At 45.9% G+C, this 15,084-nt stretch carries 9 protein-coding genes; all 9 read right to left on the bottom strand.

Annotated features, from left to right (window positions below):
• Nucleotides 1-67: 67 nt before the first annotated feature.
• The 9 genes from trpA to sov all read right to left on the bottom strand — a co-directional run bounded on the left by trpA (nucleotide 68) and on the right by sov (nucleotide 15,074).
• Entirely contained in the window at nucleotides 68-850 is a 783-nt protein-coding gene (trpA, locus tag D1614_RS11820) for a tryptophan synthase subunit alpha (RefSeq protein ID WP_119438172.1), read from the bottom strand.
• A gap of 64 nt (nucleotides 851-914) precedes the next feature.
• Nucleotides 915-1,217: a GIY-YIG nuclease family protein gene (locus tag D1614_RS11815; protein ID WP_119438134.1), complete on the bottom strand. Its 303-nt coding sequence runs from the start codon at nucleotides 1,215-1,217 to the stop codon at nucleotides 915-917.
• Between the two features lie 56 nt (nucleotides 1,218-1,273).
• On the bottom strand, nucleotides 1,274-2,455 hold the full coding sequence (gene trpB / locus D1614_RS11810; RefSeq protein WP_119438133.1) for a tryptophan synthase subunit beta: 1,182 nt from the start codon (nucleotides 2,453-2,455) through the stop codon (nucleotides 1,274-1,276).
• A gap of 85 nt (nucleotides 2,456-2,540) precedes the next feature.
• Entirely contained in the window at nucleotides 2,541-3,131 is a 591-nt protein-coding gene (locus D1614_RS11805) for a phosphoribosylanthranilate isomerase (protein WP_119438132.1), read from the bottom strand.
• A gap of 120 nt (nucleotides 3,132-3,251) precedes the next feature.
• Nucleotides 3,252-4,034: an indole-3-glycerol phosphate synthase TrpC gene (gene trpC / locus D1614_RS11800; RefSeq protein ID WP_119438131.1), complete on the bottom strand. Its 783-nt coding sequence runs from the start codon at nucleotides 4,032-4,034 to the stop codon at nucleotides 3,252-3,254.
• Nucleotides 4,035-4,117: 83 nt separating this feature from the next.
• The gene (gene trpD, locus D1614_RS11795) at nucleotides 4,118-5,104 is read right to left on the bottom strand and encodes an anthranilate phosphoribosyltransferase (RefSeq protein WP_119438130.1); all 987 of its coding nucleotides are present in this window, start codon (nucleotides 5,102-5,104) and stop codon (nucleotides 4,118-4,120) included.
• A gap of 70 nt (nucleotides 5,105-5,174) precedes the next feature.
• The gene (locus D1614_RS11790) at nucleotides 5,175-5,744 is read right to left on the bottom strand and encodes an anthranilate synthase component II (RefSeq protein WP_119438129.1); all 570 of its coding nucleotides are present in this window, start codon (nucleotides 5,742-5,744) and stop codon (nucleotides 5,175-5,177) included.
• Between the two features lie 25 nt (nucleotides 5,745-5,769).
• Entirely contained in the window at nucleotides 5,770-7,179 is a 1,410-nt protein-coding gene (locus tag D1614_RS11785; RefSeq protein ID WP_119438128.1) for an anthranilate synthase component I family protein, read from the bottom strand.
• A gap of 425 nt (nucleotides 7,180-7,604) precedes the next feature.
• A complete protein-coding gene (gene sov / locus D1614_RS11780; RefSeq protein ID WP_119438127.1) occupies nucleotides 7,605-15,074 on the bottom strand; it encodes a T9SS outer membrane translocon Sov/SprA in 7,470 nt (2,489 codons plus the stop codon).
• Between the last annotated feature and the right edge of the window lie 10 nt (nucleotides 15,075-15,084).

The following is a 15,084-nucleotide window of genomic DNA, read 5'->3' as shown; positions in this document are numbered from 1 at the left end:
TGATTACAGCAGAGTGTTAAATCCCTGTTTCAAAACATGCTTTTTACGTGAACATTGAGGAGGTGTTTTACCTCCCCGGATCAATGCTTTTTACAAAGGTTGCAATGTCTTTCTCCAGATTATCGGAGTCTTTAATGGCGGTTACAAAGGCACTCCCAATGATGGCTCCCTGTGCATATTTACAGGCATTTGCAAAGGTGGCCTGGTCTGAAATTCCAAAACCGATGACGCGCGGGTTTTTCAGGTTCATGTTCTGCACGCGTTCAAAATAATCCTGGTGAAAGTCTTCCACTTTTTTACCGGCTCCGGTGGTTGATGAGGATGAAACCATGTAAATAAGACCGGCTGATGCGTCGTCGATCTGGCGGATTCTTTTTTCGGATGTTTGCGGCGTGATCAGCAAAACATTGTGCAGGTTGGCCGCTTCGTAATATTTCCGGTATTCTGCATCAAATTCATCCAGCGGAAGATCGGGGAGAATGGTTCCGTCGATTCCCACTTCTGCACATTTTTGGCAAAAGGCTTCCATGCCGTATTGGTACACCGGGTTCAGGTAGCCCATCAAAATCAGCGGGATGTTGACTGATTGGCGAATGTCTTTCAGCTGCTCAAACAAAAGCTTGAGGCTCATCCCGTTTTTGAGTGCCACTTCGCTGCTGCGTTGAATGGTGGGACCATCAGCAGTCGGGTCCGAGAAGGGCATGCCGATTTCTATCAGATCCACGCCGTTCTTTTCCAGTTCCTGAATAATTTTCACCGTGTCGCCCAGCTTGGGAAATCCGGCAGTGAAATAGACCGAAAATATATTTTCCTTTTTTGATTCAAAAAGTTGATTGATCCTGTTGTTCATGATGTTTCTTGTATTTATTGTCATTTCGACGATCCGTCAGCTGACGGAGAGGAGAAATCTGTTGCTACAATGCCTCGTAAATTTTAGAATTAAGAAAATTCCATTTAGGATTAAACTGGTTTATCAGGTTTTCCTTTTTCTCCCGTCTCCATTTTTTTATTTCTTTTTCTCTTGCAATAGCATATTCAATTTGGTGGAAATGTTCATAGTATACTAAATGCCTGCAGTTGTATTTTTTTGAAAACTTTGGAATTAATTCATTTTCATGTTCGAATGTACGACGTTGTAAATCATTTGTAACACCGATATAAAGGACTGTTTTATTTTTGTTCGTAACAATGTAAATGAAGTAATTATGGTCTTTCATCGTTTTTAAGTTACAGATTTCTCAGTCGTACCTCCTTCGAAATGACAGATTCAGAATTAATATCCAAAATAATTCAAATAAGTTTCCATATCCTTGTTGCCACTCCCCGAAAGGTTGACGACGTTCACATCGTCTGGATTCATTTTTATCTTGTCAAGTGCTGCCAGAGCATGTGCTGATTCCAAGGCGGGAATGATACCTTCCTTTTGGGTAAGGAGTAGTACAGACTGAAGAACTTCTTCGTCGGTGGCCGCCAGAAATTTTGCCCGGCCGGTTTTGTGCAGGTGTGCATGCAGCGGGCCAATTCCCGGATAATCGAGTCCTGCCGAGATGGAATAAGGTTCAATAATTTGTCCGTCTTCGGTTTGCATCAGCATGGTTCGCGCTGAATGTAAAACTCCTGGAGAACCAACGGTGAGAGTGGCGGCTGTTTCATTGGTATCCACGCCTTTTCCGGCAGCTTCCACGCCAATCAGTTCCACCTGTTCGTCATCCAGAAAATGGTAGAAAGCCCCGGCTGCATTGCTCCCTCCTCCCACACAAGCCAACACGCGGGTGGGCAGTTCAGAGCCGGTTTGTTCGAGCAACTGACTTCTCATTTCTTTACTGATCACCGATTGAAAACGCGCAACCATGTCGGGGTAGGGGTGCGGCCCCACTACCGAGCCAATGATGTAATGCGTATCTTCCGGATTGTTGATCCAGTCGCGCATGGCTTCGTTGGTAGCATCTTTTAAGGTTTTGTTGCCGCTGTGTACCGGCACAACTTCGGCACCCAGCATTTTCATTTTTTTTACGTTGGGTGCCTGACGCGAAACATCAAGCGCGCCCATGTACACCACGCATTTTATCCCTTTCAGCGCACAAACCGTGGCAGTTGCCACACCGTGCTGACCGGCGCCGGTTTCTGCAATGATTCGTGTTTTTCCCAGTTTTTGTGCCAGTAGGATTTGCCCAATCGTATTGTTTAGTTTGTGCGAACCTGTGTGATTCAGGTCCTCGCGCTTCAGGTAAATGTTGGAGCCGTAATGTTCCGACAAACGGCTCGCATAATAAAGCGGAGAAGGTCTGCCCACATAGTCTTTCATGAGTTTATCAAACTCAGTTCTGAACTCTTCCGATTCAATGATGCCGAGGTACCTGGTTTTTAATTCTTCGATGTTGGTATACATCATTTCCGGAATCCAGGCACCGCCAAACTCTCCGTAATATCCTTTTTCGTTAACTTGATATTTCATTTTGTTCTTCTTTCATCGTTACGTCATTCCCGCGAAAGCGGGAATCTGCTGAGTTTCCTGCTTTCGCAGGAAAGACAAGCATCTCTTATTTTAATGCTTCAATAAATTTCTTTAGTTTCTCAATGTTTTTTAGTCCCGGTTCATCTTCAAAACCACTGTTTAGGTCCACACCCGTAAGTTTCGGATGATCGATCTTTTTGATGTCCGCGGCATCATCGGGTCCGATGCCACCACTTAAAAAGAAAGGCTTGTATCCCTTGTATCTATTAAGTATTTCCCAGTTGAATTTTTTTCCTGAACCACCGTGCAGCGGAGTTTTTGTATCGAACAGAAAATAATCCACTTCTTTTTCGTAGGCTTTTGTTGTATCAAACCGGAAGGAATCATCCACCGAAAAAGCTTTAATGACCGTTAATCCCTGTTTTCTGAGTAAAGCGCAGGTTTTGGGGTTCTCCTTTCCGTGAAGCTGTACAAACTCAAAGTTGAAGTTCTTGGCCAGTGCGAGTATTTCAAAAGCATTTTCATCGACAAACACGGCAACCTTTGGTTTTGAGGCCTCAAAAAGCGCAGCTTCAGGATGTTCGCCCACGAAGCGACGCGAGGGTTCATAAAAAATATAGCCCAGCATATCGACTCCAAGCTTTTCCACTTCCTCGCGGTTTTCTGTGAATTTCATTCCACAGACTTTTATCTTAAGTTTTCTTTCCACTTCTTTTTTATTGTTGTCATTTCCAGAGAGTATAAGCGGAAAATCTGTTCTTAAATGGAATGATTCTCCTCTTTCTTCAGATGACTGTTATAATTGTTGAATAAACTTCTTGCAGGCCTTTCCCGGATCCTGTGTTTTCATAAATGTTTCGCCGATGAGGAAGCCTTTGAAACCATGCTCACGCAGGTAATGAATCTCTTTTACACCGGCCAGTCCGCTTTCCGAGATTTTTACAAACTTCTCGGGAATCAGTTTCGACAGCTCCACCGATGTTTCGACACTCACATCAAAGGTTTTCAGGTTGCGGTTGTTTACTCCCACCATATCAACGAAATCGTTTACAATCTCGAGTTCTTCTGCATTGTGAATTTCCATTAAAACCTCCAGCCCCAGTTCTTTGGCATCTTCTGCCAGTTCCAGCGCCAGTTCTTTCGAAAGACAGGCTGCAATTAGCAGAATTACATCGGCTCCGTATGCTTTGGCTTCCACCAGTTGGTAGGGATCGATCATAAAATCTTTCCGCAGGATCGGAATATCGGGGTTGATTTCGCGTGCTTTTATGAGGTTGGCCTGCGAACCGCCAAAAAAGTTTTTCTCGGTAAGCACCGATAACCCGGCAGCACCAGCATCGGCGTAAGCTTTGGTAACATCTTCCACCCTGGCCGACAAATTGATATCGCCTTTTGAGGGAGAACGTTGTTTGAATTCGGCAATTATTCCCGATGAACCGGCTTTTAGCAAGTTCTCTTTCAGTGAATTGCAATCCCTGAAGAAATCAGGTATGTCCTGTAATACCTCAATGTCAACCACTTGTTTCTGGTGAGCGACCTCTTCCTTTTTGGCTTCAATGATTTTGTCGAGAATTGTCATTTTTGTATGTTTTATTCGTTTTGCATTTCCGTTTTTACAGGAACATTTTCTGATTTTATTTCCTGTTGAAACAGAATAACAGGTTAATTGATCACGGCCTTTAGTTTTTGCAGGGCTTTCCCGCTTTCCAGCGATTCGCGCGCCATTGCCACACAATCGGTTAGTGCACGGTCGGGATAAACTAAATGCAGCCCGAGTGCGGCATTGGCCAGAACTGCATTGGCTTGCTCCGCAGTGCCGGTTCCATTCAGAACATTCATAAAGATCTTTGCCGCATCTTCCACCGATTCTCCACCGTAAAGTTTCTCCGGCTCAATTCTGTTCATCCCAAAATCAGCAGGAGCCAGTTGTCGGTCGTTTCCGCGCGTTGCAACGCGTGCTTCCGATGTCAGTGAAATTTCGTCGTAACCGTCATTACTGTTCACAATTGCAAAGTTAATATCCAGTGTTTCATAAACCTTCTGATAATGGCCAAAATTTTCCGGGTTGTTTACCCCCAGTAACTGGTATTTCGGAGCCGACGGATTGATCATTGGTCCCAATATATTGAAGAAAGTGGGAACTTTCAACGCTCTTCTTACAGGGGCGATGTGTTTCATGGCCGGGTGGAAGAGGGGAGCGTGCAGAAAGCAGAATCCGCCTTGGTCAAGATCGTTTTTTAGTTTATCTGTGTCGTTGCTGAATTGATAGCCCAGGTATTCCAGCAGGTTGGACGATCCGCTGTTGGAACTCACGGCATAATTTCCGTGTTTGGTAACATTTACACCGGCTCCTGCAATCACAAAACAAGCCAGGGTAGAAATGTTAAAGGTATTTTTTCCGTCGCCGCCGGTTCCCACAACATCTATCCCGTTGTATGCCGACAGATCTACTTTCGAGCATAGTTCAAACATAGCATCGCGAAAACCGGCAAGTTCCTCCGACTCCAGCGGACGCATTTTAAAAACCGTCAGAAAAGAAGCAAATTCAGCCTCGGAGTGAAGTCCTTTTCCCACTCCGATCAGGCTGTTTCTGGCCTCTTCTCGTGTCAGTTTATTTCCGTTAAAAAGGTATTGTAAGGTGTCTTTCATAATTCGATTTTAAAAAAAAATAAGTGTTTTAATTGATCTGCTTACTGTGACCGGAAACTGAGACTGCTCCCTAAGATTTCAACCAGTTCTCGATCATTTTTTCACCCAGCGGCGTTAATACCGATTCGGGGTGAAACTGTACGCTCTGCAAATCGTAATCGCGGTGTTTCATCGACATGATTTGTCCATCGGCATCGTAGCTGGTGACTTCAAAACACTCGGGAAGTTGGTCTTCCTGAACGATCCACGAATGATAGCGTCCCACGTCAAATGTTTCGGGCAAGCCTTCAAATAAAACAGATTTGCTGGCTGTGAGTTTAACAGGAGTGGCTACACCGTGCAACACCCGGTTCATGTTCAGGAGTTTGCCTCCAAAAGCCTCGCCAATTGCCTGGTGTCCCAGACAAACGCCCAGCATACTTTTCCTGGAGCCGTACTCTTTTATGATGTCCAGTAACAAGCCCGATTCTTCGGGTAGTCCCGGGCCGGGAGAGAGAACGATCTTGTCGTATTTTTCCAGGTCTTCCAGCGTAACCTCGTCGTTGCGGAACACATCTACCGGCAACCCTGAAATTTTTTTGATTGCATGCACCAGGTTGTAGGTGAATGAATCGTAATTATCGATTACTACTATCTTCATGATTTTATTTACTAAAAGCTTGTTATTAATTGATCTCTTTGGCCATTTCGATGGCTTTTTTTAATGCCGCCAGTTTGTTGTTCACTTCCTGCAGTTCACTTTCTTCTTTCGAGTCGGCCACAATGCCTGCCCCGGCCTGGTAGAAAAGCTGGTTGTTTTTACTCAGGAACGAGCGAATCATAATGGCGTGGTTCACGGTGCGGTCGAAACCCAGGTAGCCGATGCAGCCTCCATAGTAACCGCGGTTCTGGTTTTCGTAGCGGTCGATCAGTTCCATGGCCTTGTATTTGGGTGCCCCCGACAAGGTTCCGGCCGGAAAGGTTTCTCCCAAAACTTTGATCAGGTTGGTATCGTTTGAGATTTTTCCGGACACCTGCGACACCAGGTGAATAACATGCGAAAAGAACTGTACTTCGCGGTAGGTTTCCACAATCACGTGGTCGGCATTTCTGCTCAGGTCGTTTCGTGCCAAGTCGACCAGCATTACGTGTTCAGCATTTTCTTTGGGGTCTTTGCTGAGTTGTTCGGCCAGTTCGCGGTCCTGATCGTCGTTACCGGTGCGCTTAAAAGTTCCGGCAATGGGGTGGATGTAGGCCTTGTTGTTCATGATGCGGATTTCGGCTTCGGGACTGGAACCAAAAATGCGGTAGCTGCCATAGTCGAAATAAAATAAATAAGGCGACGGATTAATGGACCGCAAAGAACGGTATACATTAAAATCGTCGCCTTTAAATTCCTGCGAAAACTGCCGGCTGAGTACAATCTGGAAAACATCGCCGCGGTAACAGTGTTCTTTTCCTTTTGTAACCATGTGCTTGTACTCATCATCAGTAATGTTCGATTTTTCTTCACCGGTGGCTTCGAATTTGGCCGTGGCAAAATTCAGGTTGATCAGCAGGTGGTGAATGTAATCGATTTGCGACTGCTCGCCTTCCATCAGGTTTTCCACCATGTGGATCTGGTTTTTATGATGATCGATGGCCACCACGTATTTGTAAAAGCAATACCTCACTTCGGGAATCTGGTAGTCTTCTTTTTTATCCGAACTAAAATGAATGTTTTCGAAATGCTGAACGGCATCGAAACCCAGGTAGCCAAACAGTCCGTTTGCCGGAAGTTCGATGTCTTTGCTTTCTACGTTGAAGGTTTGAAAGAAATTATCCAGCTCGTCGTGCAGTTTTCTTTCTTCCGAGAGACGGAAGATTTCCTTTTCTTTTCCGGGAAGTTCTTTTACAGCCTCGCCGTTGTTGACCGTAAAACGGGCCAATGGACTGAACGCGATAAAAGAGTAGGCGTTTTCATTTCCGTGGTAATCGGAGCTTTCCAGCAGGATCGATTTCGGGTACAAAGTTCGCAACCGAAGGTAGATGCTTACCGGGGTGACCGTATCGGCCAGTATTTTCCGGACTATCGGTTTGAATGTCAATTTTTCCATGAGTGTATATGTTATAATTTGTTGTTACTGTTTTGTTTTTTTGAATTTGAGCCAAAAAAAGCGGCTCATCGTGAATTCGATGAGCCGCTTCCTTTATATAAATGGCAGTACCTCTTTTCACGAATATTGTAAAAAGTTGTTACGCCACCACCAAATGTTATTGTTAATTCTCATTGTTGCTTTTTGTGTACAAAAAAACCTGCTCTTTGGTAGGAGCAGGCCTTCTTTGAATATCTTTAAAAAATACCAATATGGCTCTTTAACTCCTAACTTACGTAAGAAGACCCCACCACGGAAGCCATATTGTATTTATTTTTCTCATTGTTATCAATTAACGAATGCAAGAAAGACGATTTTTTCCAAAAATCAAAATAAAATCCCGACAAGCTTTCAAAACTTTTTTCATCGTAAGCTTTTCTTAACATCTAATTGGCCAGTGTAAAGCGGAAACTCACACCAAAATTGGCATTGGTTGTACGGTATGCAAGCGATGTAAACGGATTGTTTAGGATCCGGTCGTAAAACACGCGCATTTCAAATTTGTCGCTTAAGCGATAATCTGCATAGGTTTTTATCGTGAAATTTCCTTGCCCTGATGTAATCTGGTTGTCGTCCGAATCGAGCTGACGCAATATGGTTTTGTTTCTCCGGTACGAAACATCGGCCCGAATATTCAGGTCGTTGGAATAGGCCTGTTGCGAATTTTTGGTTTTGATGATCAGATCCATGTGCGTGAAACGGTATCCCATCCCAATGATGTATTCGTTGCTTAGTACTTCGGTCAACTGATTGTTGGCAAACGACAGGTTGAGGTTACGTGTGCGTTTGATTTCGCCGCGCGTTGTAAAATCGCTCTGCCACATTACATCCACGTTGATCAATGGGTTAAATGCCTCAATGATGCTAACCGAATTGAAATCGTAAGCCGGAACAAAATTGTCGGCAAGGTCGCGAATGTAGCTGAAACCATCGCCCGTCGCCATGTAGTTCAGGTTGGTATTGAACGATCCTACATTGTAAGTGGAGCGATAAGCATGCTGGAAGTTGAGTGAGCGCATAACCTTGTTCAGCCCCGGAATGCGCGACACCATTCCTTCGTAACGAATGCTCCAGTTCGGGCGAATGTATTTCAACGACGGGAACAGGCTCAGTGAAACTTTCTCGGGGTCTTTTCCCTGGTAAGCTGCCAGGAAAGCAGGCACCAGTACTTCTACCGAGTTTGGACCATAGCCGTCAGGATAGTTTTCGTATTGAGAGTGCGGAGCGTTCGGGTTGTAGTTGGCACTGCTACCTCTTTGCTTTGCCAGGCGGTTGGCAATAGTACCGCGGTATTCTTTTAGCTTCTCAAAAGCTTCTGAGCTCTTTACTTCTTCTTTTCCGCCTATGGCAAAGAACGCTGTTCCCCATGTTAGGGTCGACATGCTGAAATTACCGGTTTCGGTAAAGCTGTTGGCATTGAAGCGTCCGCTGGCGTTATCGTAATCGTAGAATTCGGTAATGTTTTTTGATATCGAACGGTCACCTGTCAGGTCGATACGTAAATCGGGGAGGGGCTCCAGCATTACGCGCAGGTTAATGCGTTCGTTCTGGCGGAACATAAACGGCTGATTCAGTGTTGAGTCAATGGTCAGCCATCCGTGCTCGGCAGCTTTTACAGCAAAGTCGCGGTCCTGCCATCCGAAAAGGAAAGGAAGACCCGGGGCCATGCTGGATTGGATGTTCGGAATACCCCATTCACTGTCTCCCGAGAAACGCCCTGCACCAAACAGCGAAGGTTCCGGCAAATAGCCCGGTAAAATGGTACTTCCGTTTTTGCTGTAGTTTACTGACAAGGTGCGTACCCCGATTGCAATACGGGTGGTAAAATCGAGTACATCTTTCATAAACGACTGATCACCTCTTTTCCCGGAAACCGTTAACATGGCCTGGTTGGCATTTGCCATAGGCGTAAATTCAATGGTATTCGGGTCCAGGATGTTCACCTTGCCGGGAACCACTTTGCCTTCGGTATCGGTTACCAGTACTTTTATTTTCTTGGTGTTGAGTTTATGTGTGATTTTCTGCGCCTTGTCGGCCACCAATTTTACATTGCTGCTGAAAGTTTCTTCCTCTTTGCGCTGCAGTGGTTGGTTATCCTGCTGACGCCCTCCGCTGGTGTTGCGGTTCAGGCTGCCCCTGCTTCTTCCTGTTCTCCGGAATTTCTGGTCTACTTCCCTGAAATAAGGTACCTTATTAAACAGGGTTTGCAGGTTGGCATTTCCGGTGATGGTCATGTTCCTTGAGTTGGAGATTGTATTCCCAAGGTTGATGTCTTCATTGGTCATTGGTCCGGCTATCCAGTCATAGGTTCCGGCATAACGTATATTGGACGAAAGGAAACTAAGCGCTTTAAACGAGCGCAATGGTACCTGGTAATTAACATTGAAATTGTGGTTATACAAGGTGGGGCGTCCGAGGTCCCAAAGATTGGTTAGGATCGAGTCGCGTTTCCATTCGTAATCGTCGTCGCGTTTGTTGATTCTTCCTTCCGGCTCATCAATACGTGAGGTTCCGCGCGATGAAAAATCAAACTTCAGCGAACGGGTTACATCGTAGCGAATATCGAGATAGCGGTTCCAAAGGAAGTCTTTCTCGAACGTGGCCGGCAAAATCAGGTTCGGATTGGTAATGTTTCTTGTTTGCGTTTCGTGGTAGCGCCTGTACAAATCGGTACGGTACGAAATCTGCGTTGGCAGCGGATAGAAGTTAAAATCACCAATCAGTTTCAACGGGCCTTTTTGCAAAAGTTTTGCATTGCGGAAAGGCTCGATCAGTTTAGGACGGCTGCTGTAATTGTACGAGAACATGAAACGATGTGTCTTGTCCACGTTGTATTCTGTGGTTACATTGTGTTTCGAGATTTCGTTGTACGAATAGGTTACCGCAAAATTTTCCACATCCCATAAATGCGTTTTCTCCTTTTGTTTTTGTGGTTCTACCTTTACATTGGTGAAGTTGATACTTTTTCGTTCCACTACGTCCTGAACCAGGCTTTTAAGCGAATCCTTGGCGCTTCTGGTTTCCAGGCGTGCCATTGATTCGTCCAGCTCAATGTCGGGTTCCAGCGGGTTGTACTTGGGATTTACAGTGCTTTTCGAATATCCGTAATACATAGGAAGTCTAACGCCGGCTTTTTCGGGGAAGAAACGTCCCCAGTCGACGGTAGCTGAAACATCAATGTCGTTTTGGTCTTCGAGCGAACGGCTGTTTACGTTTTGGTCAATGCTTCCAAAACCTGAAGTACGTTTTCTGCCGGCCACTGTTACGCTTCCCAGGTCGGCAAGCCGTGCCGAAACACGTGCATTGGCAGCCCATCCACCTTCGTCGTCAAAATCGGTCAGGCGTAATTCGTTGGCCCATACTTCCACCGATTTTGGGCCTGTGTTGATTTGCCCGCGGCGGTTACGTATCCCCATCATAAATACTTCCACATTGCCCAGGTTGGGGCTACCTTTCACTTTCACCCGGTTTCTACCACCGTTCCGGTCAGGATCCGATTTCTCGTAGATGTCGGTAATTCTTATCGGTGAATTGACCACCCGCATCGCATCGTTACGATCGAGTTTCAGGTTGGTGAAAAGATCCAGCGGAATGTAAATCCTGTTTTGCTCGGGCCATACAATTAAACGGTCGCTTTCACGGTCGTTGTTGTACCTGCCCTCAGGAGTCAGTTTTAATGGGATTTCGTATTCGTAGTAGTTGTAGTTGTAGTCTGATCCCATTCGGATAAAGAAATAAAGCTCGCCATCTTTCAGGGATGAGCCTTCTATTTCTTCGGCGTGTACATCCAGTTTCAGGGTTTTGTAACGGCGGAAATCCATGTACAATGATTTGTAGGCTGCTCTTGAATCTCCCTGTTCCAACTCTTCGGCTTTCAACACAATTGATTGCTCATTTAGCTGGCGAAGTTGCGGATTAGCGGGGTCGATTACCCGCGAAATTCCGGGAGGAAGAATATAGTTTACCGGCTCGCGGCTTCCGTTTTCTTCAATGCTTACGGCCGATACTTCAAAATCAGTAGTCATCGAGGGCGCTGCCAGTTCGTCGGTTAAATCGCCGGTGTATCTTCTCCATTCTGCCCGAACCAGGTCGAGGGTGGCAAAACGCATGATGGTGGAGTCGCGGAAACCATGCATGAACATACGCATAAAACGGATGGACTTGAAGTCGCTGATGTTTCCAACAACTTTCTCCGGAGTATTGACCGGAATTTTGAACTGGTACCAGCTCACTTCTTCCACTTTACCGTTCTTTAGTTCCACCGGTCTGCTTCGTTTGTCGGCAATGTAATTCTGCCCAACCACCATGTCTTTTTTGCGGATACTTACCTTGTACTGGTAGTAACGCTCGTATTCGTTTAAGGTGTTATCGTTGTTGATGTCTTCAACATCGGGAAGCGAGTTGGCTGAAGTTGTGTAGCTTTCATTCGACATTCCTGAAGTTGGAGAGTTACCGTCGGGGCCGTTGTAATTTTTGTAACGTGCCAATATGGGCAGTTGTTGTTCGTCGTAATCACTGCCACGCGGGTAGTGGAAGTTATCAGAAGAAGGGTCGCTCATTGCTTTGGCGTAAACATCGTCGTTTACTTTCAATTTTAACTCTTCCAGGTATTGGGCGAAGAAGCTGCGCTCGTCGGCGTTGTTCAATCCATCAAAACCAATGTCCTGGAAAGGACGCGCGCTCTCGTTGTTGTCAAAGGCGTTTACCAGTGATTGCAAGGTGGAAACCCTTCCCCAGATAGTGGTATCTACATTGTTTACCAGTTCAGAGGTGGGCAAACCCTGTTCAAATCCTTTTCTTGAGTCTTTCAGGAAGTCTTCTGAAATATCACCCAGGTTAAAGTACAGGTCACCACCCGGTTTAACATCAAAGCTATCGTAAACAAAGGGGTCCATCAGCCAGAATTCGATGTACTCGATGTTGGCGGTTTCAAAATCACTGGTTTGAATGGCGCGCATGATGCCCCCCCAGCGTGTTTCCGGGTTTTTCAAAGTACCATCGGGATTTACCCCGGCTGCCAAATTGCTGTTTCCTGTGTCGTAGTTGTAAGGTCCTCGTTCCGACGGATAGAAGGCCAAATCCAGTACCGGAATATTGGTTGGTTCGCCGGTAACAAATTCTTTTTCAGGGAAAAGTTCCTGCTCAAATACCTCCCGAACAAAATGGTTGGATTGCTGATTGGGATCGTTTTTAATATGAGAAGGAGTAAGTGAGTTGTTTCGCAGGAAAAGCGGGTCAATATTGTAAAATGCCAGTTTGGCGCGGTTCATTCCGTATTCAAGCGATTCGATGGTCTTGCCTTCCGGGAACAGGTCCTCCTGGAATTGCGGTGTACTGGCGAGCATCCAAGCTTGTCTTGCCTTCAAACTGATGGGGGTTTTGGTGGCTTCAAAATCGTCGATATAGGCAGCGCCTTTAATGGATTTACTGCTTCCCGGAACCAGTTTGGCAAATTCACCTTCAAAATCGATGGACGATTTAGTGTTGGTGCTGTAAAACGGGAGCGCATCCAACGCCTTGGTGATGAACATACTTTCCGTATTGTAACGCGCATCAAAACCATACATCAGGTTTGAGATGGGGTCTTCGCCGTAGTTTACCTTCTCGGTAAGCGGCCGTTCCTGCATGTACAATAAAGTGGCTCCAACATTGAAATTGTCAGAGAATGCGTAGTTGGCGTAGGTTCCCATCAGGGTTTTGCGCTGCATGGTAAACAGGTCCTCGCTTTCGGTTGAGACCTGGATGGGTGTTCCGGCTTCGAGCAATGCCTGGTTGATGATTTTTACCCGCCCCAATGTATAGTCAACGGTGTAGTCAACATTTTCAGTAAGCACTTGTCCGCCGGCGGTCACTTTTACAGATCCCTGTGCAAGGTTGACAGATCCCAGCGCAATATCGGAACTGGAAGATCCCTTGTAGCTTCCCACCAGTTTGAATTTATTATGCTCGGCATCCTGTTCCGCTTTCACCCTTGTTGAATCGTACAGGGTTTGAAAAGTAAAGCGTTCGATGTCGGCCGGGTTTTGAAGAGAATCGGCCAGGTGTTTTCCAAAAGGTTGTACAACCGGGAAAATAATACGTCCGTTGTTGGAGTCAACCGTAATGCCTTCCACATAGTCGAAAATACCATCTTTGGTGGCGTCGAGTTGTTTGTTCAGCATATCGAGGCGCATTACTTCGAGCAGAATATGGCCTTCGAGCCGGCTGGCAGGCAGGTAATTGATGTAAGTTCCGGTAGAATCGTTCTGGTACATTACATTCAATTCAAACTCTTCGCTGGTCAGCTGGTAAGCATTCAGGTTGTAAATGTTTTTCATCATCAGCTCCCAGGTTGGTTTTCCGGGAGAGAGGTTGGTTCCTTTCAGCAGTTTCAGAAACAGTGTTTTGGGAGCATCGATCCCGTCGGTTGAGAATTCTCCCACCTGAAAAGTCTGTCCATTGGAGGTGAAGTTGAATGCTACAGCCAGCACCTCGTCGGCATTTAACGAAGAGTTCAGCGAGATATATCCCAGTCTTTCGTTCACCGAGTACTCCGATTCACTTAGCTTGCGCGCGTGTTCAATTTTTTCAAAATCGGTTCCGCCTACAAAATCATCTCCAAACTGGGCCATTGTACTGGTAATTCTTTCAACCTGCCGCACATCGACGTAGGTGGTTGACATTTCGCTGTAAAGCCCGTTTGCCTTGTTGTCGGGATAAATATTGAGCGGATAGGGTAAACCTAAATTTTCCCCAAATTGGTTGAGTTCGTTGTAAATATATGGCTCGTGTTCTCCGAGGTCCTGAAGGGCAAGGATATGCCTCGAATCAGTGAAGTCGCTTGATTTGTTGGTCACCCACACCTCAATTTTGTTGATGGTGATTGGAGAGCGGGGGACAGCGGTGTTCTTTAACCACTCGTCGTAGTGCTCGCGAAAATAATGCGCCAGGAAAAAGTGGCGGTTGGCATCGTAGTTGGAGGCCGAAATTTCGAACGTTGCTACCTGTGCGCCCCCTTCGGTTTGAACCGTTTTTGATTCTCCCTTGTGTTGCGAGAAAATGGTGGTCAGGTTAAGTTTCCCGAACTGCATTTCGGTTTTTACCCCAAACAGGTTGGAGGCGCCGGTGATCAGCGATCCGTTCAAGGGCAGCGAAACGTTACCGGCTTCCACACGTTTTATGATTTCATCTTCGTCGCCGGTATATTCGATGTTCATTTTGTTCTCGTAGTCGAACGTTGCTTCGGTGTTGTAATTCACCCGCATGTTCATTTTTGTACCGATCTGACCGGTAACATTCATCTGAATTTTCTGGTCGAAATCGAAGGTCGGTACTCTTTTCAGCCTTTCCGGAATGGAGGGGTTGTCGGTGGTATTTACCTGGTAGCCAAAGCTTACTTCCACATATCCCTGGGGCTGAATGTTGATGGTGTTTCCGCCAAAAATACGGTTAAAGGCCTCGCTGCCAACAGTAAGTTTTGGAAGCAGTCCGCCTCGTTGATCCTGGTCTTCCAGCGCTGCCCGGTTTTTCCAGTAGGCTCGTACCGACTGATCAAAATCATAGCTAATGTAGTCTTGCAGCGACATACTTTGCGGAAGACGGTAGTTCAGGCTACCCACTTTTTCATAAAAAACATATTGCCCCAGTACCGGGTCGTATTCAATCTGGTACTTGAGGTTGCTCGGGTTGTTTAGAAAAAGCTTTTGAGAATCCTGTTTGGTATAGCCAAATGCGGGTTGGTCTTTAAACGGATAGGGTAACTGACCTGTTGTGTCGATTACAGGTACATCCTGTGCGGTTCCTGAAAACGGAAGTGCAAGGGCAAAAATTAAGAATAAGCAGAAGTATATTTTTCGTAAACTTCGGTTCAGTTTCATACAAATATTA

Source organism: Maribellus luteus (assembly GCF_003576475.1).
In the GTDB taxonomy this organism is placed as follows: Bacteria; Bacteroidota; Bacteroidia; order Bacteroidales; family Prolixibacteraceae; genus Draconibacterium; species Draconibacterium luteum.
The sequence above is the reverse complement of the archived record's forward strand: the minus strand, read 5'-3'. Positions and strand labels throughout refer to the sequence as shown.